This is a genomic window from Ancylobacter sp. IITR112 (assembly GCF_041415945.1).
Classification (GTDB): Bacteria; Pseudomonadota; Alphaproteobacteria; order Rhizobiales; family Xanthobacteraceae; genus Ancylobacter.
Genome location: NZ_JBGCUS010000001.1, coordinates 3,011,525 through 3,034,805 on the forward strand (window position 1 = coordinate 3,011,525; position 23,281 = coordinate 3,034,805).

18 protein-coding genes are annotated in these 23,281 nt (G+C 67.9%); 7 read left to right on the forward strand and 11 right to left on the reverse strand.

What is annotated here, in order from left to right:
• Positions 1-33: 33 nt before the first annotated feature.
• The 4 genes from AAC979_RS14370 (at position 34) to AAC979_RS14385 (ending at position 5,146) form a co-directional block, all read left to right on the forward strand.
• On the forward strand, positions 34-1,995 hold the full coding sequence (locus tag AAC979_RS14370) for a DUF3483 domain-containing protein (RefSeq protein ID WP_371347558.1): 1,962 nt from the start codon (positions 34-36) through the stop codon (positions 1,993-1,995).
• Complete coding sequence (locus AAC979_RS14375; RefSeq protein WP_371347559.1) at positions 1,992-3,185, forward strand: electron transfer flavoprotein subunit alpha/FixB family protein; 1,194 nt, start codon at positions 1,992-1,994, stop codon at positions 3,183-3,185. The genes AAC979_RS14370 and AAC979_RS14375 overlap by 4 nt, the downstream gene beginning before the upstream one ends.
• Positions 3,182-3,958 carry an electron transfer flavoprotein subunit beta gene (locus AAC979_RS14380; protein ID WP_371347560.1) on the forward strand — a complete coding sequence of 259 codons (777 nt, stop codon included), beginning with the start codon at positions 3,182-3,184 and terminating at the stop codon, positions 3,956-3,958. The genes AAC979_RS14375 and AAC979_RS14380 overlap by 4 nt, the downstream gene beginning before the upstream one ends.
• 249 nt (positions 3,959-4,207) lie before the next feature.
• Entirely contained in the window at positions 4,208-5,146 is a 939-nt protein-coding gene (locus AAC979_RS14385; protein ID WP_371347561.1) for a phosphatase PAP2 family protein, read from the forward strand.
• 119 nt (positions 5,147-5,265) lie between these two features.
• Here the strand turns inward: AAC979_RS14385 and betA are convergent, their stop codons facing one another.
• Positions 5,266-6,936, reverse strand: coding sequence for a choline dehydrogenase (betA, locus tag AAC979_RS14390; RefSeq protein ID WP_371347562.1), 1,671 nt, complete (start codon positions 6,934-6,936; stop codon positions 5,266-5,268).
• Positions 6,936-9,134 (reverse strand): betaine-aldehyde dehydrogenase, encoded by a 2,199-nt coding sequence (gene betB, locus AAC979_RS14395; protein ID WP_371347563.1) that lies wholly within the window; start codon positions 9,132-9,134, stop codon positions 6,936-6,938. Before betB ends, betA begins: the two co-directional genes overlap by 1 nt.
• Before the next feature lie 401 nt (positions 9,135-9,535).
• On the opposite strand from betB, the gene AAC979_RS14400 reads away from it, so the two are divergent.
• The 3 genes from AAC979_RS14400 to choV all read left to right on the forward strand — a co-directional run bounded on the left by AAC979_RS14400 (position 9,536) and on the right by choV (position 12,770).
• Positions 9,536-10,489, forward strand: a complete 954-nt coding sequence (locus AAC979_RS14400; RefSeq protein ID WP_371349062.1) for a choline ABC transporter substrate-binding protein — start codon at positions 9,536-9,538, stop codon at positions 10,487-10,489.
• 229 nt (positions 10,490-10,718) lie between these two features.
• Positions 10,719-11,570, forward strand: coding sequence for a choline ABC transporter permease subunit (gene choW / locus AAC979_RS14405; protein WP_371347564.1), 852 nt, complete (start codon positions 10,719-10,721; stop codon positions 11,568-11,570).
• A 3-nt stretch (positions 11,571-11,573) separates the two neighbouring features.
• Positions 11,574-12,770, forward strand: coding sequence for a choline ABC transporter ATP-binding protein (gene choV, locus AAC979_RS14410; protein ID WP_371347565.1), 1,197 nt, complete (start codon positions 11,574-11,576; stop codon positions 12,768-12,770).
• A 98-nt stretch (positions 12,771-12,868) separates the two neighbouring features.
• Here the strand turns inward: choV and glmM are convergent, their stop codons facing one another.
• The 9 genes from glmM to tolQ form a co-directional block, all read right to left on the reverse strand.
• Positions 12,869-14,212, reverse strand: coding sequence for a phosphoglucosamine mutase (gene glmM, locus AAC979_RS14415; RefSeq protein WP_371347566.1), 1,344 nt, complete (start codon positions 14,210-14,212; stop codon positions 12,869-12,871).
• 394 nt (positions 14,213-14,606) lie between these two features.
• On the reverse strand, positions 14,607-16,529 hold the full coding sequence (ftsH, locus tag AAC979_RS14420; RefSeq protein WP_371349063.1) for an ATP-dependent zinc metalloprotease FtsH: 1,923 nt from the start codon (positions 16,527-16,529) through the stop codon (positions 14,607-14,609).
• Positions 16,530-16,677: 148 nt separating this feature from the next.
• Positions 16,678-17,730, reverse strand: a complete 1,053-nt coding sequence (tilS, locus tag AAC979_RS14425; RefSeq protein ID WP_371347567.1) for a tRNA lysidine(34) synthetase TilS — start codon at positions 17,728-17,730, stop codon at positions 16,678-16,680.
• Positions 17,705-18,589, reverse strand: a complete 885-nt coding sequence (gene ybgF / locus AAC979_RS14430) for a tol-pal system protein YbgF (protein ID WP_371347568.1) — start codon at positions 18,587-18,589, stop codon at positions 17,705-17,707. Before ybgF ends, tilS begins: the two co-directional genes overlap by 26 nt.
• Positions 18,590-18,769: 180 nt before the next feature.
• Complete coding sequence (gene pal, locus AAC979_RS14435; protein WP_371347569.1) at positions 18,770-19,264, reverse strand: peptidoglycan-associated lipoprotein Pal; 495 nt, start codon at positions 19,262-19,264, stop codon at positions 18,770-18,772.
• A gap of 155 nt (positions 19,265-19,419) precedes the next feature.
• A complete protein-coding gene (gene tolB, locus AAC979_RS14440) occupies positions 19,420-20,727 on the reverse strand; it encodes a Tol-Pal system beta propeller repeat protein TolB (protein WP_371349064.1) in 1,308 nt (435 codons plus the stop codon).
• 86 nt (positions 20,728-20,813) lie between these two features.
• Positions 20,814-21,797 (reverse strand): cell envelope biogenesis protein TolA, encoded by a 984-nt coding sequence (locus AAC979_RS14445; RefSeq protein ID WP_371347570.1) that lies wholly within the window; start codon positions 21,795-21,797, stop codon positions 20,814-20,816.
• 3 nt (positions 21,798-21,800) lie between these two features.
• The gene (tolR, locus tag AAC979_RS14450) at positions 21,801-22,256 is read right to left on the reverse strand and encodes a protein TolR (RefSeq protein WP_371347571.1); all 456 of its coding nucleotides are present in this window, start codon (positions 22,254-22,256) and stop codon (positions 21,801-21,803) included.
• 4 nt (positions 22,257-22,260) lie between these two features.
• On the reverse strand, positions 22,261-22,962 hold the full coding sequence (gene tolQ / locus AAC979_RS14455; protein WP_371349065.1) for a protein TolQ: 702 nt from the start codon (positions 22,960-22,962) through the stop codon (positions 22,261-22,263).
• Positions 22,963-23,281: the final 319 nt, after the last annotated feature.

Here is a 23,281-nt window from a genome sequence, read left to right on the forward strand (position 1 = left end):
CATCCCGCGGGAAACGAGCGACGGCGGCGCCCCATGACGGACCTCGCGCTTCTCCTCTCCCTCACCGTCCTCGTCATGGTCCTCCTCGCCGGCGCCCTCGCCGCCCGCCGCGCGCGGGCGTGGCGCATCGGCCGCGCGGCGAGGGTGGACTGGGCAGCGGGCCTGCTCGCCCTGCCGAAGCGCTATCTCGTCGATGTCCACCATGTGGTGGGGCGCGACCCCTATGCCGCCCGCATGCACGCGCTCGCCGCTGGCGGGCTGCTGGCCGGCTCAGGCCTCGCGCTCCTCGGCCTCATTCCCGTGCTGGGCGACGCCCGCCTGTTCTGGTGGCTCACCGCGCTGGCCTTCGCCGCCGCCTTTGTCGGCGGGGCGATGGTCGGGCGGCGGCGCTACCCGACAAAGCCGGCGCGGCTCTCCGGCGGGCGGTTCCAGCTCCTGCCCTTCCTGCTCGCCGCCTATAGCGCCGGCGGCTTCCTCGTCGCGCTCGACGCCTCGCTCGGTGGGGCGCTGCGCCCGCTCGGGCTGCTCGGCCTCGCCTTCGCGGCCATTGGCGGCATCGGCCTCGCTTTGCAGATCGACCGCGGGCCGATGCGCCATGCCTTTGCCGGCGCCGCCCATCTTGTCGCCCATCCCCGCCCCGGCCGCTTCAAGGGCGAGCGCGCCACCGCGCTGGCCCCGCTCGACATGGACGCCCCGCGCCTCGGCGTCGCCATGCCGGAGGATTTCGCGGTCAACCGGCTGATCGGTTTCGACGCCTGCATCCAGTGCGGGCGCTGCGAAGTGGCCTGCCCGGCCTTCGCCGCCGGCCAGCCGCTGAACCCCAAGCGCCTCATCCAGGACCTTGCCGCCAGCCTGCAGCCCGGCGGCACCAACGCGACGTATGCCGGCAGCCCCTATCCGAACGCCCGGCCCGTCGCCGGCATGGGTGGCCCCGGCCTGCCCATCGTCGGCGAAGCGGCGATGATCCACCCGGACACGCTGTGGTCCTGCACCACCTGCCGCGCCTGCGTCGAGGAATGCCCGATGATGATCGAGCATGTCGACGCCATCGTCGACCTGCGCCGCTTCCAGACGCTGGAACTCGGCGCCCTGCCGGCCAAGGCCGCCGCGCCGCTGATGGAGCTGCGCTATGCCGACGAGCCGGGCGGGCGCCCGCTCAATGGCCGCACCGATTTCGCCGCCGGCCTCACCTTGCCGCTGATGGCGCAAAAGGGCGAGGCCGACGTGCTGCTCTGGCTCGGCGAAGGCGCCTATGATCTGCGCTATGGCCGCACGCTGCGCGCGCTGGTGACGCTGCTGCAAAAGGCCGGGGTCGATTTCGCCGTGCTCGGCGCGGAGGAGCGCGATTGCGGCGACCTCGCCCGCCGGCTTGGCGATGAGGCCGGGTTCCAGCGCCTCGCCCGCGCCAATATCGAAACGCTGTCCCGCTACCGCTTCGCGCGCATTCTCACCGCCGATCCGCACGCGCTGCACGCGCTGCGCAACGAATACCGCGCCTTTGGCGGCACCTATGAGGTGGTCCACCACACCGCCTTCCTCGATGAGCTGGTGGCGGCGGGCCGGCTCAGCGTCGGCGCGCTGGAGGCGGCGCGCATCACCTATCACGACCCCTGCTATCTCGGCCGCTACAATGGCGAGGTGGACGCCCCGCGCCGCCTGCTCGACCGGCTCGGCATCGAGCGGCGCGAGATGGAGCGTTCCGGCAAGCGCGCCATGTGCTGCGGCGGTGGCGGCGGCGCCCCGGTGGCCGATATCGAAGGCGAACGCCGCATCCCGGATATCCGCATGGCACAGGCCGCCGCCACCGGCGCCGGCATCGTTGCCGTCGCCTGCCCGCAATGCTCCGCCATGCTGGAAGGCGTCACCGGCGAGCGCCCGGCGGTTCACGACATCGCCGAACTGGTGCTGATGGCGGTGGAGAAGGCCGGCACCGCCCCGGCCCGCACCGCGCAGACCCACACCACGCAGGCCCGCACCACGCAGGTGCCGGCATGAGCCGCCCGCGCAAGGACCCGCGCGGGGAGCGCGCCGCCCATCTTGTGCCCGGCGGCGCCCGCCCGCGCTTCGATCTCGCCACCACGCCCGCCACCTCCGGCCGCCCGCGCCGTGACCCGCGCGCGGAGGAACGCCTCGCTTTGGTGCCCGGCACGCTGCGCCGCCGGCTGGACCGCGCCCAGCGCGCGCCCGTGGCGAGCTTCGCACCCGCCCCCGCCCCGGTGGAGGCGGAGGCCACGCCGCGCCGCGTGGTCATCGCCGAGCCCGCTTTTCTCGTCGCCGTGGTGCCGGATGCGCCGGGCGGGCGGCTTTCCGCCCATGACCGGCAGCTTTTCGGCGCCGCCCGCCTGCTGGCCGATGCCGGCGGCGGGGCGGTGCTGGCTTTTGTCGAGCAGCCGGGCGAGGAACTCGCGGCGGCCGGTGCCGACCGCGTGCTGGCGCTGCCCATCACCGGCTACGACCCGGAGGCGAAGACGGCGGCGCTGAATGCCGCGCTCGCTGCGCTCGATCTGCGCCATGTGCTGTTCGCGGAAAGCGCGGAGGGCGGCGACCTCGCCCGCCGGCTTGCGGCACTCTCCGGCGCGCCCTTCTTCGCGGGGGTGGAAAGCCTGTCACCCAAGGCCGTCACCCGCGCCGCGCGCGGGCGGCGGGTGGAACAGCGCGGCGCGCCGACGCGCCTTCTAACCCTCGCGCCCGATGCCGTCGCCCCGCATACGGGGAGCCTGCACGAGGCCCGACCGGTCGCCTTCGCCTTCCCGGAGACGACCGGCGGCGCGCTTGTCTCCGCCCAGTTCATCCCCGCCGATCCGGCGAAGGTGTCGCTGGCGGAAGCCGATTTCGTCGTCTCCGCCGGCAATGGCGTCAGCGATCTCGCCACTTTCCGCGCGCTGGTGGCGGCGCTGGGCGGCACGCCGGGCGCCAGCCGCATGCTGTGCGATGCCGGGCTGATGCCGCGCGCCGCGCAGGTCGGCGCCTCCGGTACGGTGCTGGAAGCGCGCGGCTATTTCGCCCTCGGCATTGCCGGCGCGCCGCAGCATCTGCAGGGCGTGGCCCGCTGCGAGCATGTGATCGCCGTCAACACCGATCTGCACGCCGCGATGATCGAGCGCGCCGGCCTCGCCATCGTCGCCGACGCGCAGAAGGTGATGCCGGCGCTGTTGCGGCTGCTCGGCGAGGAGGGCGCGCCATGAAGATCGCGCTGCTGCTTTCCGCCGGCCGGCACAAGGTCTCCGGCCGCCCGGCCCCGGTGCCGGTGGAACTTCAGGCGCTGCGGCTGGCGGTGGAACTCGCCACGGCCAGCGGCGGCACAGTCACCGGCCTGCACGCGGGGCCGGAGATCGGCCCGCTCAGCGATGCGCTCGGCCATGGGCTCGGCCATCTCCTGCATCTGCGCTCACCAGCGGAGGCCGACCCCATTCCCGCGCTCACCGCGGCGCTGGAAGCCGGCGGCTATGATCTCATCCTCGCTGGTCGCAGCGGCCAGGGGGGCGAGGATTCCGGGCTATTGCCCTACACGCTGGCGCGCGCCCTCGGCCGCCCGATCCTTGCCGATGCCGCCGCACTGGCGCCGGGGAGCGAGCCGGGCACGCTCAGCGTCGAACAGGCGCTGGGACGCGGGGCGCGGCGGCGCCTCGTGGTGAGGCTGCCGGCGCTCGTTACCGTCCACCCGGCCGCGCCCGGCCCGCTGCCCTTCGCCTTCGCCGGTGTGCGACGCGGCCATGTCGAGACGCAGGAGATCGCCGCCGCCGTGCCCGCCCCGCGCGAGGTGGAAGAGCGGCCCTATCGCCCGCGCCCGAAACTCATCGCCAAGGCGGCGGCCGGCGCTTCCGCCGCCGAGCGGCTGAAGGCGGCGACGGTGGCGGCGAGCGGCGGCGGCAAGCTGCTGGTCGACCCGGCGCCGGAGGAGGCGGCGCGGGAGATTCTCGCGCATCTGCGCGCGCTCGGCCTCATCGCGCCGCGCTGAAACAGGCCGCTGTCAGGCGCAGGTCAGCCACGCGCCTGCAGAGTTTGGCGTCGATGACCGCGCCTTTTCCCATGCATTTGCCGCGAACAACGGCTAACAACCTACCGCTTCCCGGGGGGCCGGCGACGCACACGCAAGGGGGAGGCCGATCATGAGCAACACCTGCGGGCGGATGAGCGCGCCGCCCCTTCATGCGGCCGTCACCGGCGCATGCTTCCTCCCGTGATCCTGCAGGACAGACAGACCGACATGGCCGATACGAACGACCTTCCCTATAACAGGAACGCCGTCTTCTCCCGTGCGCCCGTGCTGAGCGCCGTGGCCGTCACCCTTCTGGTGTCGCTGGTCTTCTATCTCGTCCCGCAGATCGACCTCGCTGTCGCCGGGCTGTTCTATGTGCCGGGCAAGGGCTTTCCCGCCGCTCATGTCCCGCTGCTGCAGGATTTCCGCACCTATGCCTCCAACATCTCGCTGTCGCTGCCGCTGCTGGCGCTGATCGGGCTGGTGCTCAAGCTCTCCTTCCCCGCCAAGCGCAGCCTGCTGCCGCCGCGCCTCGCGCTGTTCTTCGTGCCGCTGTTCCTGCTCGGCCCCGGCCTGCTGGTGAACGGCATCCTCAAGCCCTATTGGGGCCGTCCGCGCCCGATCAATGTCACCGAGTTCGGCGGACCATGGCCGTTCGGCGATCCCTGGGTGATCGGGCCCTCGGGCCTCGGCAACCATTCCTTTTCCTCCGGCGAGGCGGCGACCACCGCCTGCCTGCTGCCGCTGATCCTGTTCCTCCCGCGTGAGTGGCGCGGGCCGGTGGGCGGGCTGATCGGGCTGTTCGTCGCCGCGGTGGGGCTCAACCGCATCGCCTTTGGCGGGCATTTCCTGTCCGATGTCGTCATCTCGGTCGGGCTGATGCTGGTCCTTGCCGCGGTGCTCCACCACCTCATCTTCGTGCGCTACCGCGAGACGCTGTCGGACGCGGCGCTGGAGATCCGCCTCACCGCCCTCGGCTACCGCATGGCCGACCAGCGCGCCCAATTCCGCCACTGGCTGCGCCGCACGCTCGCGACCACCTATCGCAGCGCCCGCAATCTGCGCCGGGCCGAGCGGGCGCTCCATCCCGGCGCCGCCGCCCGCGCCGCCGCCATGGACGGGCCGACGGGCAGTGTCAGCGCACCCACCGGCACCAACCCGCCCTGAGCGTCCGCCGAAAACACCTAGATCATTTCACTGTTTCATCGAAACAGTGACTTGATCTAATTCTTTGTTTTTTCGCGTTTTCTTCACGCGAACCGGTATCCACTTCGCTCGAAAACGCTCTAGCGCTGCGCGCTCTGCCAGTTCGGCGCCACATAGACCGGCGCGTTGGACGGCGCCAGCAGCGGCTTGCCGAGAATATGGTCGGCCGCCTTCTCCGCCATCATGATGGTCGGCGCGTTCAGGTTCGCATTGGTGATGGACGGCATGGCGGAGGAATCCACCACCCGCAGCCCCTCGACCCCGATCACCCGCATCTGCGGATCGAGCACCGCCAGCGGATCGGCGGGCGATCCCATGCGGCAGGTGCAGGAAGGGTGATAGGCGCTCTCCACCTTCTCGCGCACAAAGGCGTCGATCGCCTCGTCGCTCGTCACCTGCGCCCCCGGCGCGATTTCCCGCCCGCGATAGGGCGCGAAGGCCGGCTGCGCGAAAATCTCGCGCGTCAGCCGCACGGCGGCGCGGAACTCGGTGCGGTCGTCGGGGTGGGTGAGGTAGTTGAAGCGGATGCGCGGCGCCGCGAACGGATCGGCCGAGGCGAGCCGCACCCAGCCCCGGCTCTTGGAACGCATCGGCCCCACATGGGCCTGGTAGCCATGCTCGCTTGCCAGCCCCTGCCCGTCATAGGTCACGGCGAGGGGCAGGAAATGATACTGGATGTCGGGTGACGCCACTCCGGGGCGTGAGCGGATGAAGCCGCAGGCCTCGAAATGGTTGGTGGCGCCGAGCCCGTCCTTCTTCAAGAGCCAGCGCGCGCCGATCAGCCCGCGCGGGATCAGCCCCATCTTGGAATAGAGCGTGATCGGCTGGGTGCAGGCCTGCTGGAAATAGATTTCCAGATGGTCCTGCAGATTTTCCCCCACGCCCGGCCGGTGCGCCACCATCTCGATGCCGAGCGGCAGCAATTCATCGGCGCTGCCGATGCCGGAAAGCTTGAGCAGTTGCGGCGAGTTGATCGAGCCGCCGGAGAGGATCACCTCCCGCGCCGCCCGCACCTCATGCGTCGCGCCCCCGCGCGACCAGCGCACGCCGATGGCCCGCCGCCCTTCGAACAGGATGCGCTCCACCCGCGCATGGGTCTCGACCTTCAGGTTCGCCCGCTTCATCGCGGGTTTGAGATAGGCATTGGCCGCCGACCAGCGCACGCCGTCCTTGACGGTCATGTCCATGCGGCCGAAGCCTTCCTGTTGGTAGCCGTTCACGTCGTCGCTGGCGGGGTAACCCGCCTGCTGGGCGGCACTGATGAACGCCCGGTAGAGCGGGTTTTCCAGCGTGCCATAGCGCGTGGCGAGCGGGCCGTCGCTGCCGCGATATTCATCCCCGCCCTCGCGTCGGCTTTCCGCCCTTTGGAAATAGGGCAGCACATCGGCATAGGACCAGCCGCGCGCGCCTTCCTCCTGCCAGCGGTCGAAATCCGCCGGCGCGCCGCGCATATAGACGAGGCCATTGATCGAGGAGGAGCCGCCCAGCACCTTGCCGCGCGGGCAGTGCATCCGCCGCCCGTCCAGCCCCGGCTCCGGCTCGGTCTCATACATCCAGTTGTATTTCTTCATGTTCATCGGGATGGAGAGCGCGCTCGGCATCTGGATGAACACGGAACGGTCGGAGCCGCCATATTCCAGCACAAGAACGCGGTTGCTCCCCTCCGCGCTCAGCCGGTCGGCCAGCACACAGCCGGCCGAACCGGCGCCGATGATGACGAAGTCGTAGAGATCGTGGGCGGCGGCGGACATCAGTAGGGCGCCTCGACGCGGCCGAGATTGACGTAGACGCTCTTGAGCTGGGTGTAATGCTCGATCGCCGCCTTGCCGTTCTCGCGCCCGAGGCCGGATTGCTTGGCGCCGCCGAAGGGCAGTTCGATCGGCGTGATGTTATAGGCGTTGATCCAGCAGGTGCCGGCCTGCAATTGCGCGATCACCCGGTGGCCGCGCGCGAGGTCCTTGGTGAACACGCCGGCGGCGAGGCCGAAATCGGTGTCGTTGGCGCGGGCGATCACCTCTTCCTCCTCAGTGAAGGACAGCACCGCCATGACCGGGCCGAAAATCTCCTCGCGCACGATGCTCATCCCGTCGGCGCAGCCATCGAACACGGTGGGCGCGACGAAGCAGCCCTTGCCGAGCGCGCCATTGGTGACGCGGTGGCCGCCGGCGAGCAGCACCGCCCCCTCGGCCTTGCCCTTCTCGATATAGCCGAGCACCTTTTCCATGTGCTCGGGCGAGATCAGCGCGCCGACCTGCGTCGCGGGGTCCAGCGGATCGCCCACCACCATCTTCGCCACCCGCTCTTTCAGCTTTTCGAGGAAGGCGGGGCGCACCTTTTCGTGCACGAAGACGCGGGTGCCGTTGGAGCAGACCTCGCCGGCGGAATAGAAATTCGCCAGCAGCGCGCCCGACACCGCATCGTCGAGATCGGCATCGTCGAACACGATGAGCGGCGATTTTCCGCCGAGTTCCAGCGTCACATATTTCAGCGTGCCGGCGGCATCCGCCATCACCTTTTTGCCGGTGCCGACCTCGCCGGTGAGCGAGACCTTGGCGATGGCGGGGTGGCGGGTGAGCAGCCGGCCGGTATCGGCAAAGCCCTGCACCACGCTGAACACGCCTTCCGGCACGCCGGCTTCCGCATAGATTTCGGCGAGCTTCAGCGCGGTGAGCGGAGTCAGTTCCGCCGGCTTGAAGATCATCGCATTGCCGCAGGCGAGAGCGGGGGCGGATTTCCAGCAGGCGATCTGCAAGGGATAGTTCCAGGCGCCGATGCCGGCGACGATGCCGAGCGGCTCGCGGCGGGTGTAGCCGAAGGCGCTGGGACCGAGATCGACATGCTCGCCGGTGAGCGAGGCGGCGAGGCCGGCATAATATTCGAGGCAGTCCGCGCCCGAGAGCACATCGACCACGATGGTTTCCTGAATCGGCTTGCCGGTGTCCAGCGTCTCCAGCCGGGCCAGCTCGTCATTGCGCGCGCGCAGCAGGGCAACCGCGCGCATGAGAATGCGCCCGCGCTCCGCCCCGGTCATCGCCGCCCAACGCTTCTGCCCGGTGCGCGCGGCGGCCACCGCCGCCTCGACCTCGGCCTCGCCGGCAATCTCGATCTCCGCCAGCACCTCGCCGGTGGCGGGGTTGGAGGTGGTGAAGGTGGCGCCGCCATGCGGGCGGTATTGCCCGCCAATATGGTTGGCGTGCAGCGGGGGACGGCTGGTCATGGTCGCGGGTCCGTTGGTGGGGGGCGCCGGCGCGGCGGCGGCGATCTGGGCGTCGACGAAGTGGGAGGCGACCTGCCGGGCGCTGACCGAGTCGGTCTCGCCGGCGGCGGAAAGCGAGGAGCGCAGCCACAGCCCGTCAATCACGGCGGCAATGGTGATGGCGAGGCGGTGCACCTCGCCCGGCGCCACCAGCGCGCGCAGATCGTGACGCAGATTGGCGAGCATGCGCGCCTGATAAATGCGCTGCACCCGGCGCAGCCGCTCAGAATGCAGCACCTGCCCCCAGAAGGCGAGCCAGACGCTTGAGGTGCGCTGGTCGAACTCTTCCGGCGCCAGATTGGCGTCGATCAGCGCCTGAACCCGGCCGCGCGGCGTGTCGGCGGCGGCAAGCCGCTGGGCGGTGGCGCGGTAGAGCCGCAGCGAGAGGTGACGCAGCGTCGCCTCCAGCAGCCCGTCCTTGTCGCCGAAATAATGCGCGACGAGGCCGGGCGAGACGCCCGCCCGCCGCGCGATCTGCGCCAGGGTCGAGGCGTTGAAGCCGATCTCGGCCAGCGAATCGATGGTGGCGTCGATCAGTTGGCGACGACGCACATCCTCCGGCGCACGGCGGCGGGTCTCCTCCTCCCCACGCGCCGGACCGGCCGGACCGGCCCGGCCGGCCGGATCGGACTCATCGTCCACCTCATCGAACCGCGCGGGAGGCTTCTGCGCCTGCGCATTCGCCCGGGCCACCGGCACCTCCTGATCGACGGAAGGGAGCTATTGAATGGCTGTACAATACATGGATCGCCCGCGCCGGCAATCCCCGACCGAACGGGGCGGGCTACCACCGTTGAGCGCGTCGCAAGCCTTCTGCACCCGCGGCGCAATTCGGCAAATGGTCGCGAAAAGCGCCGCAAATTCGTCGTTTCTGGGTAAAAATTGCGCGTGACAAATGGCGCGATCGCGTTTTGAATAGCTGTTCAAAAGAAGCCTCCAGAGGCCGCATCCGGGCAGAGCGGGCCGGACCCAACAGGGCGCCGAACAGTTCCCGCCGTCCCCGACTTGTCGATTCCGGCCGTACCGGGCTTGGCGTTCGGCCATGCCGGTTCCATGATCCTGCCAGGATGCCAACGGGAACAACAAAGATGCGCATGCTCAATTTCATGGCCGCCGCCGCCCTCGGAATGGCGCTCGGCCTCGCTCCCCAGCCCCGCGACGCCGCCCAGGCTGCCGAGCCGGCGGCGTGCAAGACGGTTCGCTTCGCCGATGTCGGCTGGACCGACATCACCGCCACCACCGCGCTCGCCTCCTCCATCCTGGAAGCGCTCGGCTACACCCCGAAGACGCAGGTTCTCTCGGTGCCGGTGACGTATAAATCCATGCAGACCAAGGATATCGACGTCTTCCTCGGCAATTGGATGCCGACGATGGAAGCCGATCTGAAGCCCTATCGCGACGACAAGACGGTGGAGGTGATCGGCGTCAATCTGGAAGGTGCCAAGTACACGTTGGCGGTGCCGACCTATCTCTATGACGAAGGACTGAAGTCCTTCGCCGATATCGCCAAGTTCAAGGACAAGCTGGGCGGAAAGATCTACGGCATCGAGCCGGGAAACGACGGCAATCGCCTGATCCTCGACATGATCAAGGACGACAAATACGGCCTGAAGGGCTTCGATCTCGTCGAATCCAGCGAGCAGGGCATGCTCGCGCAGGTGGAGCGCGCGGCGCGCCGCAAGGAAGCTATCGTTTTCCTCGGCTGGGAACCGCACCCCATGAACGCCAAGTACAAGATGAGCTATCTCTCGGGCGGCGACGATGTTTTCGGCCCGAATTATGGCGGCGCCACCATCTATACAAACACCCGCGCCGGCTATACCAGCGAGTGCCCGAATGTCGGCACCTTCATCAAGAACCTGAAATTCTCGCTCGACACCGAGAATGTCGTCATGGGCTATATCCTGCTCGACGGCATGGAGCCCGCCAAGGCCGCCGACAAGTGGCTGAAGGCCAATCCCACCGTGTGGGAGCCCTGGCTCGCCGGCGTCACCACCATCGACGGCAAGCCTGCCGTTCCCGCGGTGAAGGCGGCGCTGAAGCTCTGACGCCCCCCTTCATCCCTGCGGCGTGCAGTGTGAACAATGTCAGGACGTTATCCCCGGGCGTGGCCCGGGGATCCACGGCCTCACCCTGAAAGACGATCGCCCGGGGTTCGATGACGTGAAGGACGTGGATGGCCGGGCCAAGCCCGGCCATGACAAAGAATAATGCCGCCGACGGCTCGCCTCGGCCCGGCACGGGTCGATTTTCTCATCGCCGTGAGGGACGCACACCATGTATGACTGGCTGACCGAGCACAAGATTCCGCTGGGAATCTGGCTCCGCGACTTTGTCGACCTGCTAACCACGCATGGTCAGGGGTTTTTCGACTTCGTCTCGCTGGTGCTGGGCGCGCTGATCGGCGGCTTTACCGCGGCGCTGCTCTGGGTGCCGCCGCTTCTGCTGATCGCGCTGTTCGGGCTGGCGGCCTGGCTGGTGCACCGCTCGGTCGGGCTGGTGGTGTTCATCGTCGGCGCGCTGCTGCTGGTCACCAATCTCGGCTACTGGTCGGCAACGATGGAGACGCTCTCGCTGGTCATCTGCGCCACACTGGTCTGCGTCGTCGTCGGTGTCCCCATCGGTATCGCCGCCGCGCACCGGCCCTGGCTCTACACCGCGATCCGCCCGGTGCTGGACCTGATGCAGACCATCCCGACCTTCGTCTATCTCATTCCGACGCTTGTGCTTTTCGGGCTTGGTGCGGTGCCCGGGCTGATCTCCACCGTCATCTTCTCCATCCCCGCCCCCATCCGCCTCACCCATCTCGGCATCTCCTCTGTGCCGCCCGCACTCTATGAAGCCGGCAAGGCGTTCGGCGCCACCAAGACCCAGCTATTGTTCAAGGTGGAACTGCCCTACGCGCTGCCCACCATCATGGCCGGCGTCACCCAATGCATCATGCTGAGCCTGTCCATGGTGGTGATCGCCGCCCTCGTCGGCGCCGACGGTCTCGGCAAGCCGGTGGTGCGGGCGCTCAATTCCGTCAACATCGCCATGGGCTTCGAGGCCGGTCTCGCCATCGTCGTCCTCGCCATCGTGCTGGATCGTGTGTGCAAGCGGCCCGAGCGCCGCGCGCGAAAGGGCTGAACCATGGCCGCCGTCGAATTCCGCAATATCGACATCGTCTTCGGCGCCGACCAGAAGGGCGCGCTGAGGCTGATCGACGAGGGGCGCTCGCGCGACGAAATCCTCGCCGCCACCGGCGCCGTACTCGGCGCGGCGGGGGTGAGTCTGGCCGTCGAGCGCGGCGAGATCTGCGTGCTGATGGGACTGTCCGGCTCCGGCAAGTCCACCATCCTGCGCGCCATAAACCGGCTGAACGAGGTGGCGCGCGGCGAGGTGCTCGTCGAGCACAAGGGCGCCGCCATTGATGTCGCCCATTGCGACGAGGCCACGCTGCGCGACATCCGTATGCACACCGTCTCCATGGTGTTCCAGCAGTTCGGCCTGCTGCCCTGGCGCACGGTGCGCGACAATGTCGGCTTCGGGCTGGAACTGCGCGGCGACATGAGCGCGGCTGAGCGCAACCGCATCGTCGACGAGAAGCTCGCCATGGTCGGCCTCACCAACTGGGCCGGAAAATACACCAACGAACTCTCCGGCGGCATGCAGCAGCGCGTCGGCCTCGCCCGCGCCTTCGCCACCGATGCTGACATCCTCTTGATGGACGAACCCTTTTCCGCGCTCGACCCGCTGATCCGCGACAAATTGCAGGACGAGTTGCTGGATCTGCAGCGGCGCATCCACAAGACCATCGTCTTCGTCAGCCATGATCTCGACGAGGCGCTCAAGCTCGGCAACAAGATCGCCATCATGGAAGGCGGGCGCATCGTGCAGGCGGGCACGGCGGAGGATATTCTGCTGCGTCCGGCCAATGCCTATGTCGCCGAATTCGTCAAGCACATGAACCCGCTCAACGTGCTGCGCGGCACGGCGGTGATGCGCCCGGCGGCGAGCCTCGCCCGCGAGGGCGATGCCGTGGTGCTCGACCGCGATGGGCATGTGAAGGTGAAGGTCGATGCCGAGGGGCGGCCGGTGGCGCTCGATCTCGATGGCCGCACCGGCGTGCTCGCCACCGCCGATGGCGAGGCGGGGCTAATCGACGACAAGCTGGCGCACGACGCCGATTGCATCGTCGCTCCGGTCGATCTCAAACTGAAAGCGGCGATCGAACTGAAGCGCCACACCGACCTGCCGATCCTTCTGGTCGACAATCTCGGCCGCCTCGCCGGTTTGTGTGACGACGACGAGATCTATCGCGGCCTGTTGCGGCGGCTGGACGGCTGAGGCAGGCGGCGCCCAAACAGCCGCCCCCCTTCCTGCAAGGGCCTGGCCCGAACATCCACGACTTGCCCCATCCCGTGCGAAGTCGCGGGAAGACGGTGCTACGCCGCCGCCAGGCCGACCGCTTCCACCACATCGCTGACCACCGCCTCGACGAGGTCGCGATCATCGCCCTCGCCCATCACCCGGATCACCGGCTCGGTGCCGGAGGGGCGGATGAGCAGCCGGCCATGGCTGTTCAGCTTGAGTTCGGCAGCGGCGATGGCCTTGAGAACGCCGTCATTTTCCAGCGGCCGCCCGCTCTTGTAGCGCACATTGCGCAGGATCTGCGGCAGCGGATCAAAACGGTGGCACACTTCCGACACTGCGCGCCCTCGCCGCTGCACCATGGCAAGCACCTGAAGTGCCGCCACCAGCCCGTCGCCGGTGGTGGAATAGTCGGACAGGATGATGTGGCCGGACTGCTCGCCGCCGACATTGAAGCCGTGGTTGCGCATGTGCTCCAGCACATGGCGGTCGCCGACCGGCGTGCGGGCGAGCGTCAGGCCGAGGGAGGCGAGATGGCGCTCCAGCCCGAGATTGGACATCACAGTGGCGACGATGCCCTCGCGGGCCAGCCGCCCGTCTTCCTGGAAGCTCTCCGCCACCACGGCCATGAGTTGGTCGCCATCCACCAGACGGCCCTTTTCGTCGACGATCAGCACGCGGTCGGCGTCACCGTCGAGGGCAATGCCGATATCGGCGCGCACTTCGCGCACCTTCGCGGCCAGCGCTTCCGGTGCGGTGGAGCCGACATCGCGGTTGATGTTGAAGCCATCCGGCTCATCGCCAATGGTGATGACCTCGCACCCCAGTTCCCACAACGCTTCGGGGGCGACGCGGTAGGCGGCGCCATTGGCGCAGTCGACGACGACGCGCAGCCCGTCAAAGGACTGGTTGCGCGGCAATGTCCGCTTGGCGAACTCGATATAGCGCGCATGCACGCTCTCGATGCGCTTGGCCCGGCCCATATTGGCCGGCTGCGCCAGCATGCTTCCCATATCACCGCCGATCAGCGCCTCGATCCGGGCTTCCAGCTCATCTGAGAGCTTGAAGCCATCGGGGCCGAACAGCTTGATGCCGTTGTCGTCAAAAGGGTTGTGCGAGGCGGAGATCATCACGCCGAGATCGGCGCGCATGGAATGGGTGAGCATGGCCACAGCCGGGGTCGGCATCGGGCCAAGCAAAAGCACGTCCATCCCCACGGCGGTGAAGCCAGCGACCAGGGCATTCTCGATCATGTAGCCGGACAGGCGGGTATCCTTGCCGATGACGACGCGGTGGCGGTGGTCCCCGCGCTGGAACACCAGGCCGGCCGCCATGCCGACCTTGAGCGCGAGTTCGGGGGTGATGATGCCATTGGCCCGTCCACGGATGCCGTCAGTGCCAAACAATGCGCGTGCCATGCCATGCCTCATGCGAATCACTGCCGTCCCGACAGCGCCGGAGCGCGTCGGCATTCACTCTTCTCTATCACCGAGCCTAAAGCCAAGGTTTTCACAAAGTGTAAGCATTCATTGCGCCGGCGCGACGGTCCAAAACTACCGCAATGACACCTGATCCAGGCGACACGATCTGATCTCGCAAGATACTTTAGCCGGAGCGTCTCCCGCTTAGAACGCTTTCGAGGGAACAGGATACCGATTCCCGTGAAGAAAACGCGACAAAACAAAGAATTACACCATTTCACTGTTTCTGTGAAACGGTGAAATGGTCGAGAAGAGCCACACAAAGAAAAAGGGAAGACTTAGGGGCTTCCCAAGTCTTCCCTTTCGGCTCCCAGAGCAGCACCGATCAGCGTCAGGCCTGCGGCTGCGGCTCCATCCCGGCATCCGGTCGCGGCGGCCGATTCTTGCCGGCGCTCGGCACCACGGAACCGCGCGTATTGGCGGGCTCGATCGTGGTGTCGCGCACCGGCGCGTTGCCATCGAGCAGGCCGATGATCTCGTCGCCGGACAGCGTCTCATATTCCAGCAGACCGCGGGCCAGCGTCTCCAACTGGTCCTTGTTCTCGGTCAGGATGCGAGTCGCCTCGGCATAGCCCTCGTCGACCAGGCGGCGGACTTCGCTGTCGATCGTCTGCGCCGTTGCCTCCGAGACATTCTGCTGGCGCTGCATCGACATGCCGAGGAACACCTCGTCATTGTTCTCGCCATAGGCGACCTGACCGAGCTTGTCCGAGAAGCCCCAGCGCGTGACCATCATGCGGGCGAGACGGGTGGCCTGCTCGATGTCGGAGGCGGCGCCGGAGGTCACCTTGTCATGGCCGAAGATCAATTCCTCGGCGACACGTCCGCCCATCATGATGGCGAGGCGCGAGGTCATCTGCTCATAGGACATGGAGAGCTTGTCGCGCTCAGGCAGTTGCATCACCATGCCGAGCGCGCGGCCACGCGGGATGATCGTCGCCTTGTGCACGGGATCGGTCGCCGGCACTTTCAGCGCAACGATGGCGTGGCCGCCCTCGTGATAGGCGGTGAGCAGCTTCTCGTCCTCGGTCATGACGAGCGAGCGGCGCTCCGCCCCCATCATCACCTTGTCCTTGGCGTCCTCGAAGTCGCTCATCGTCACCATGCGCTTGTTGCGGCGCGCGGCCATGAGGGCGGCTTCGTTGCAGAGGTTGGCAAGATCCGCACCGGAGAAGCCGGGCGTGCCGCGGGCAATGACCTTCAGGTTCACGTCCGGCGCCACCGGCACCTTGCGGGCATGAACCTTGAGAATCTGCTCGCGGCCGACCACGTCCGGGTTTGGCACCACAACCTGACGGTCGAAGCGGCCGGGACGCAGCAGAGCGGGATCGAGCACGTCGGGGCGGTTGGTGGCGGCGATGAGGATGATGCCCTCATTGGCCTCAAACCCGTCCATCTCGACCAGAAGCTGGTTCAGCGTCTGCTCGCGTTCATCATTGCCACCGCCGAGGCCGGCGCCGCGATGGCGGCCGACCGCGTCGATTTCGTCGATGAAGATGATGCAGGGCGCGTTCTTCTTCGCCTGTTCGAACATGTCGCGCACACGGCTGGCGCCGACGCCGACGAACATCTCGACGAAGTCTGAACCGGAAATGGTGAAGAACGGCACATTCGCCTCGCCGGCGATGGCGCGGGCGAGCAGCGTCTTACCGGTGCCGGGAGGGCCGACCAGCAGCACGCCCCGCGGAATGCGGCCGCCGAGGCGCTGGAACTTCTGCGGGTCGCGCAGAAAGTCGACAATCTCGGTGAGATCGCTCTTGGCCTCGTCAATGCCGGCCACGTCCTCGAAGGTCACGCGGCCATGCGCCTCGGTCAGCAGCTTGGCGCGGCTCTTGCCGAAGCCCATGGCCTTGCCACCGGCTCCGCCCTGCATCTGGCGAGAGAGGAAAATCCACACGCCGATCAGCGCGATGAAGGGCAGCCACGAGATCAGCAGGCTGACGAACCACGGCACATTGTCGGTCAGCGGCTTGGCGGTGATCGACACGCCCTTGCCGTAGAGACGCTGCACCAGCGTGGGATCGTTGGGCGCATAGGTCTGGAAGGTGCGGCCATCGGTGAAGGTGCCGGTGATCTCCGGACCCTGGATCACCACGTCGCGCACGCGGCCCTGATCGACATCGTTCAACAGCTGCGAGAAGCTGACATCGTTCGTCGCCTGACGCTGCGCCGGATTCTGGAACAGCGAAAACAACGCCAGAAGAAGAAGAACGATGATCACCCAGAGGGCGAAATTCCTGATATTGGCGTTCATCATGTCCCTTTCGGCGCCGGATCTCACCGACGCGCAGGTACCGCCGGCGCTGGCGGCCCTCCCTTTTCGCTCCGTAATTTAGGTGGCGCGGGGGGGATTGCCAAGATGTTGTGGCTGAGGCGACTGCGACCTTCCGCGCAAATCGGCGTCAATGGGCGGAACCGGCGGCGCGGCGGGCGGGCGCCCGCGTCACCGTGACCCTCTGCCGGTTGACCCGCACCAGCGCTCCCGCGAGGGTGCGGGCGCCGTGGCCCGCCGGGGGAAGAGCGGCAATCCAGCCCATCAGCGCTTCCAGCTTGCCGAGTTCCACCGGGCCGGTAGCGAAGGCTGCCAGTGCCCGGTCCATGAGACGCAGGGCGATCTCCTCGGGCAGCGCGGCAAGCCCTGGCCGGGGAAAGGAAACGGCGCCTGTCCCAGCCTCCACCGGGCCGAGCCTGGCGGCGGCCGCGTCCGTCGCCGCTTCAAGTGCGGCCTCCGCCCGTGCCAGGCGCTGGGCGAGGCGCCCGAAGGTTGCCGCATCGCCCCCCTCCGCCGCCAGCACCGGAAGCAGCGCCCGCAGCCGGGCGCGGGCGAAGCGTGGATTGCTGTTCGACGGGTCTTCGCAGAAATCAATGTTCGCGGCTCGGCAAAGCGCGACCAACTCCGCCTTCGGCCAGCCAAGCAGCGGGCGCAGCAGCGTGAGCGACCCCAGCGGGCGGGCGGCGGGAATGCCGGCAAGTCCGCCAAGGCCGGAACCGCGCAGCAGGCGGAACAGCACCGTCTCGGCCTGGTCGTCCAACGTATGGCCGGTGGCCAGAGCATCGGCGCCAATCACCCGCGCATGCGCCGCCAGCGCCTCATAGCGCGCATGACGTGCCGCTTCCTGCAGCCCTGTGCCGGGCAGCGGCACGGGCAGGTCGAGAATGGCGTGGGGGAGGCCGAGGCGCTCTGCCAGCGCCCCCACCGCCTGCGCCTCGTCCCGCGCTTCGGCCCGCAGCCCATGGTCGACCGTGGCGACATGCAGCCGGGTGGCGGGGTGGAACGCAGTCTGCCAGCGCTGGGCCAGCAGCATCAGTGCGGTCGAATCCGGCCCGCCGGAAACGGCCAGCAGCACGCGGGCATGAGCATTGAAAGCGGCGAACAGCCCGGCCAGTGCGTCCCCGCTCGGGCAGGGCGTGCCCGGCCCGGACGCGGCGTCAGCAGCCGGCGCGCTTCTGCTCACGCTCCACCCCCTGCTTCACGGTGGCGGAGGCGCGCGGATACTTGTTGCCGACCGCGTTCAGCGTCGCGCAGGCGGCATCCTTCTCGCCGATTGCGGCGAGCGACTGGCCGAGCCGCAGCAGGGCGTCGGGCGCCTTCACCGCATTGGGATAGTCGGTCGAGACCTTGAGGAAATTCTGCGCCGCCTCCTTGTAGGATTTGCGCAGATACTGGCTTTCGCCCAGCCAGTAATAGGCGTCCGGCGTCGCGCGGTCAGTGGGATAGAGCCGGACGAACTGCTCGAAGGTCTGCCCCGCCCCGGCATAATCCTGCCGCTGCAGCGCGCCGAAGCCGGAATCGAACAGTTCGCGCGGCGTGGTGCCGGCCGGCGCGGCGCCACCACCTGCCGCCGAACCCGACAGCGTGCCGAGATCCATCGGCGCGCCGGAGGGGCCGGACGGCGCCGTGGTGCCGAGCGGACGCGGCGCGCCCGGCGCACCGGCCTGGGAGGAGGGATCGAACACATCCGCACGCCGGCCAGGGGCCGCCGAGGACGCGGCGCCCGGAGCGGCAGCGGCGCCCCCCTGCAGCATACGCACCTGCTGTTCGAGCTGCTGGTTCTGGTACTGCAACTGCTCGATCTGCCCGGTCATCTGGCGGAGCTGATTCTCCAGCCGGTCGATGCGGGTAACGAGGCTGTCGGCCTCCTCCACCGCCTCGGCGGGCTGGTTGCCGCCGCGCACCTGTCCCGGCGGCTTGAAGAGATTGCCGAAGAAATTGTTGTCCGCTTGCGCCCGCGCCGCCTCGTGGGGAAACGACGAGGCGGCGAGGGTGGCAACGAGGAGAAGAGCGGCGGGGCGGAGCGAGCGGACGGTCATCATGGCCATGCACTGGAATGGGTGAGCGGCAGCGGGAGGCGACGCGCTTTCCATTGGAGCATACGGGGCGGATCGCGTCCAAAGTTTGACCCACGGTCACCGTTGGTCGGCCGCCCGCCCCTTGAAATGCCAAACCCGGCCCGCTGGGCGAGCCGGGTCAGGACACAGGTTCAGAAGCGGCGATTAGCTGCCGGCGGCGTTCAGCACCGTCACAGCGCGGCGGTTCTGCGACCAGCAGGAGATGTCGTTGCACACCGCGACCGGGCGCTCCTTGCCATAGGAGATGGTGCGCATGCGGTTCGCCGCCACGCCGCGCTGCACGAGGTAGTCGCGCACGCTCTGGGCACGGCGGGCGCCGAGCGCGATGTTGTATTCGCGTGTACCGCGTTCGTCGGCATGGCCTTCGATGGTGAAAGTGTACTTGGCATAGTGGTTCAGCCACTGCGCCTGCTTGTCGAGGGTCGCCTGCGCCTGCGGGGTCAGGCTCGTCTGGTCACTCTCGAAGAACACGCGGTCGCCAACGGAGACGATGAACTCCTGCGGGCTGCCGGGAGGGGCCGAGCCGAGCGCCGCACCGGCGCCGTCCATCGGGTTCTTGGCACAGGCGGCCGCGAGCATCGCGAAACCGACGATGAAGGCGACGCGCGCGCCGCCCAGATGGCGCAACATACGGATCATTCCGCTGACTCCTGACTTCCCGACTGACGTGCCCACTGGTTTCTGCCGTCCATCAATGTTCTGTCGTGCTTTACAGAACCTTGCTGAATTGCGTTCATTTCGCGGCCAAAGCTTAAACTGCCGCTTATGGTTAATCGTTCCCTGACAGAGCCCGCTCAGGAGCGCAAGGGCGACCATGCCGGATCGGACGCATAGCTGGGTGTCGGCACGCGCTGCTCATTATAGCCGGTGATGTCGACCGTATAGAGCTGCGGCCCGCCGCTGCCCCCGGCGTCGCGGAAGAACATGATAACCCGGCCATTCGGGGCGAAGGTCGGCCCTTCATTGTGATAGCCCTCGGTCAGGATGCGCTCGCCCGAACCGTCCGGCCGCATCAGGCCGATGGCGAAACGCCCCTGCGCCTGCTTGGTGAAGGCGATCACATCGCCGCGCGGCGACCAGACGGGGGTGGAATAGCGCCCGTCGCCGAACGAGATGCGGTGCTGATTCGAACCGTCCGGATTCATGATGTAGATTTGCGAGCCGCCGCCGCGGTCGCTCTCGAAGCAGATTTGCGAGCCGTCCGGCGAATAGCACGGGGCGGTGTCGATGGCGGCGGTGTCGGTCAGCCGCGTCGTCGCCTTGGAGCGCAGGTCCATCACGAAGATGTTGGAATCCGCTCCCTGCTGCAGGCTCAGGATCACCCGCTGCCCGTCCGGCGCGAAGCGCGGCGAAAAGCTCATATTGGGGAAGTTGCCGACGACTTCGCGCTGGCCGTTCTCGATGTTGAGCAGGTAGACGCGCGGCTCGCCGCGGCCATAGCTCATATAGGTGATTTCCTGGCTGGTCGGCGAGAAGCGGGGTGTCAGCACGAGGTCGTCGCCGCGCGTGAGATAGGTCACATTGGCGCCATCCTGGTCCATGATGGCCAGGCGCTTGATGCGCTTCTCCTTCGGCCCGCTTTCATCGACGAAGACGATGCGGGTGTCGAAATAGCCCTTCTCGCCGGTCAGGCGCTCATAGATCGCATCGGCGATGATATGGGCGACGCGGCGCCAGTTCTCCGGCTGGGTGAAATATTGCTGGCCGATCAGTTGCTGGCCGGCGAACACGTCCCACAGGCGGAACTCCGCCTTCACGCGCCCGTCGGGCTGGCGGGTGATGCGGCCGGTGACGAGCGCCTGCGCGTTGATGACCCGCCAGTCCTGGAAGCGCGGCGACGCATCCGGGTTGGTGATCTTCTCGACGAAGGCGGCCGGGTCGATCGGCGCAAACAGGCCGGAGCGGCGCAGATCGGCGGAGATGATCTGCGTCACCCCCTTGCCCGCCTCGATGTCCTGCGGGCTGCCGCCGCCGACGAAATCGGTGATGGCGATGGGAAGCGGCTGCACCGTGCCGGAGGTGATGTCGAGGCGCACCGCCGCCTGCGCGAGGCCAGGCGCGAGCACCGCCCCGCCAAGCCCGGCGCCGCCGAGGGCCGCCATTCCGGCGAGAACCGAGCGGCGGCCGACAAGGCCGTTGGCTTCCAGGGAAAAACGCCGCGACATTCTGGTCACCTCGAAAAAATGCATCAATGAAGCATGGCCGGGTTGAACCCCAGCTCAAGTTCCTTCCACGTGTCGTAACGGTCGGCACGCAGCATCGGGAACGGATTGGGCTGGTTGGCGATCTCGTAAAGCGCGCGCTGGGCTGTCTCCCGCACCACCGGCGCATAGGGATTGCCCGCCCCCTGCACCTCGACGAGTTGCGGGGCACCGACAAGCCGGCGGTCAGGGCTCAGCACGATCTTGAACACCACCGTCACCTGCGCCGCGTCCACGGCGCCGGCCGGCAACCGCCAGAAGCGCGCAATATAGGCGCGCAGCGCGTCGATCTCGGTCTGCGACAGCGAGGTCGCCGTGCCGGTGGAGGCGCCGAGCGAGGCGGAGTTGTTGATCGTCTCGCCGAGCGCCGCCATGCGCCGCGGATCCTGCTTGTTCAGCAGGGCGGCGATCTGGTTCGGGTTGAAGTCGCGCTCGGGGGCGGGTTCCTGCGCGACCTTGGGCGGAATGTTCTTCGGCTTCTGCGGCGGCTTGGGCGGCGGCGGGGTCGCCTGCGCCTGCTCCTGCGGCTTGGGCTGGTCCTTCGGCGGCTCGGGCGGCTTGGCGGCGAGCGCTTCCGCATCCTGCGGGGGCGGCGGCGCGGGCTTTGATTCCGCCTGCGCGGCCGGGGGCTTGGGCTCGGCGGGTTTCGCCTGCGGCGGCGGAGGGGGCGGCGGCGGCGGGGCGGAAGGCTCGTTGGCGGCCTTCACTTCGGGCTTTTCCGATACCTTGGAATCGAGATTTTCCGCCTGCTTGGGCGTATCGGACTTCTTCTCGACGACGGGCTTGGGCGCCTCTTTCGGCCCGTCCTTCTTGCCGGCCATCATTTTCGACATTTCGGCGTCGGAAATGATGTCGATCGGCATGGATTCGGCCGGCGTCACCTCATAGGGCGAGGGTGACGCGAAGGAGACCGCCATGAAGCCGATAATGCCGACGTGAATGACCGTCGAGGAGAGGAAGCCCGCCTTCATGCATCAGCCTCCCTGCTCGACTTCGGAGACGAGCGCGACGCGCTTGAAACCGGCGCCGGACAGGCGGCCCATCACCCGCATCACCGAGCCATAGTCGAGGCTCTTGTCGGCGCGCACGAAGATGCGTTCCTCATAGCCGGCCTTGCCGATTGCCTGCAGCTTGGGCACCAGCTCATCAACCGGGATTTCGGTTTCCTGCAGGAAGATCTTGCCGTCCTTGGTGATGTTGATCACCAGGGGCTCGTTCTCCTGCGGCACCGCCTTGGCTTCGGTCTGCGGCAGGTCGAGCGGCACGCCCATGGTGAGCATGGGCGCGGCGACCATGAAAATGATGAGCAGAACCAGCATCACGTCGACCATCGGCGTGACGTTGATTTCGGACATGACGGCACCGCCGCCCCGCCGGCGCGAACGCCGCGAGTGCCAGCCGCCCCCCGCTCCTCCTGCGGACATGCCCATGTGATCAGCCCCGCTCGTCGATCTGGCGCGACAGAATGGCGGAGAACTCGTCCGCGAAGCCCTCCAGCCGTGCCGCCTGCCGGTTCACCTGCGAGATGAACTTGTTATAGAAAATCGTCGCGGGAATGGCGGCGATGAGGCCGATTGCCGTCGCGAACAGGGCTTCTGCGATGCCCGGCGCCACCACGGCGAGGCTGGTATTCTTCGACGCCGCGATCGACTGGAACGAGGTCATGATGCCCCACACCGTGCCGAACAGGCCGATGAACGGGCCGGCCGAGCCGACGGTGGCCAGCACCAGCAGCCGGCTCTCCAGCCGCTCCACTTCGCGGGCGATGGTGACGTTCATCACCTTGTCCAGCCGCTGGGTGAGGCCGGAAAGCGAGCGCGCGCCGCCTTCATAGGAGCGCTTCCACTCGCGCATCGCCGCGACGAAGATCGCCGCCATGGCGTGATTGGGCCGAGACGAGAGGGAGCGATAGAGCTCCTCAAGGCTCTGGCCGGACCAGAAGGTGGTCTCGAACCGGTCCATCTGCCGCTTCATGCGGCCGAACAGGATAGTCTTGTCGATGATGATCGCCCACACCCACACCGAGGCGAGCACGAGGCCGGCCATCACCAGCTTCACAATGAAGTGTGCCTGAAGAAACAGGCCGATCAGCGACAGGTCGGCGCTGCCCATGCCGGCGCCGGCGGGCGCGGCCATGGCGCCGGGAGGGGCGGCGACGGCCTGCCCGTCCACCTGGGCGGTCGGCGCGGCAGTCACCGGGGCGGGCGCATTCTGGGCGATGGCAAGCGAGACGGGTGCCGCAAAAACCAGCATCACCGCGATTAGGAGCTTCTTCAGCGTCATCAAGCCAATCCTGCCAGCTCGTTAGAGGTCGCACCGCTGCCTGCATCCGCTGCGACAGCAGCGAAGGCCCTGCATGGCTGCTTCTAGGGAACGCGACCGACATCAACCGACCGAGTCTGTCCAAACTTGGGCGATCAGGGCCGGCCCACGTCCGCAGCCGCGCGCTACCAGA

Coding starts and splice junctions, on each gene's coding strand:
- ftsH (WP_371349063.1), bottom strand. CDS start 16,529: ATGAACGCCAATATCAGGAATTTCGCCCTCTGGGTGATCATCGTTCTT.
- AAC979_RS14400 (WP_371349062.1), top strand. CDS start 9,536: ATGCTCAATTTCATGGCCGCCGCCGCCCTCGGAATGGCGCTCGGCCTC.
- AAC979_RS14375 (WP_371347559.1), top strand. CDS start 1,992: ATGAGCCGCCCGCGCAAGGACCCGCGCGGGGAGCGCGCCGCCCATCTT.
- tolB (WP_371349064.1), bottom strand. CDS start 20,727: ATGGCGGCCCTCGGCGGCGCCGGGCTTGGCGGGGCGGTGCTCGCGCCT.
- tolR (WP_371347571.1), bottom strand. CDS start 22,256: ATGGGCATGTCCGCAGGAGGAGCGGGGGGCGGCTGGCACTCGCGGCGT.
- AAC979_RS14370 (WP_371347558.1), top strand. CDS start 34: ATGACGGACCTCGCGCTTCTCCTCTCCCTCACCGTCCTCGTCATGGTC.
- AAC979_RS14385 (WP_371347561.1), top strand. CDS start 4,208: ATGGCCGATACGAACGACCTTCCCTATAACAGGAACGCCGTCTTCTCC.
- choW (WP_371347564.1), top strand. CDS start 10,719: ATGTATGACTGGCTGACCGAGCACAAGATTCCGCTGGGAATCTGGCTC.
- tolQ (WP_371349065.1), bottom strand. CDS start 22,962: ATGGCCGCGCCCGCCGGCGCCGGCATGGGCAGCGCCGACCTGTCGCTG.
- ybgF (WP_371347568.1), bottom strand. CDS start 18,589: ATGATGACCGTCCGCTCGCTCCGCCCCGCCGCTCTTCTCCTCGTTGCC.
- AAC979_RS14380 (WP_371347560.1), top strand. CDS start 3,182: ATGAAGATCGCGCTGCTGCTTTCCGCCGGCCGGCACAAGGTCTCCGGC.
- choV (WP_371347565.1), top strand. CDS start 11,574: ATGGCCGCCGTCGAATTCCGCAATATCGACATCGTCTTCGGCGCCGAC.
- betA (WP_371347562.1), bottom strand. CDS start 6,936: ATGTCCGCCGCCGCCCACGATCTCTACGACTTCGTCATCATCGGCGCC.
- pal (WP_371347569.1), bottom strand. CDS start 19,264: ATGATCCGTATGTTGCGCCATCTGGGCGGCGCGCGCGTCGCCTTCATC.
- AAC979_RS14445 (WP_371347570.1), bottom strand. CDS start 21,797: ATGAAGGCGGGCTTCCTCTCCTCGACGGTCATTCACGTCGGCATTATC.
- glmM (WP_371347566.1), bottom strand. CDS start 14,212: ATGGCACGCGCATTGTTTGGCACTGACGGCATCCGTGGACGGGCCAAT.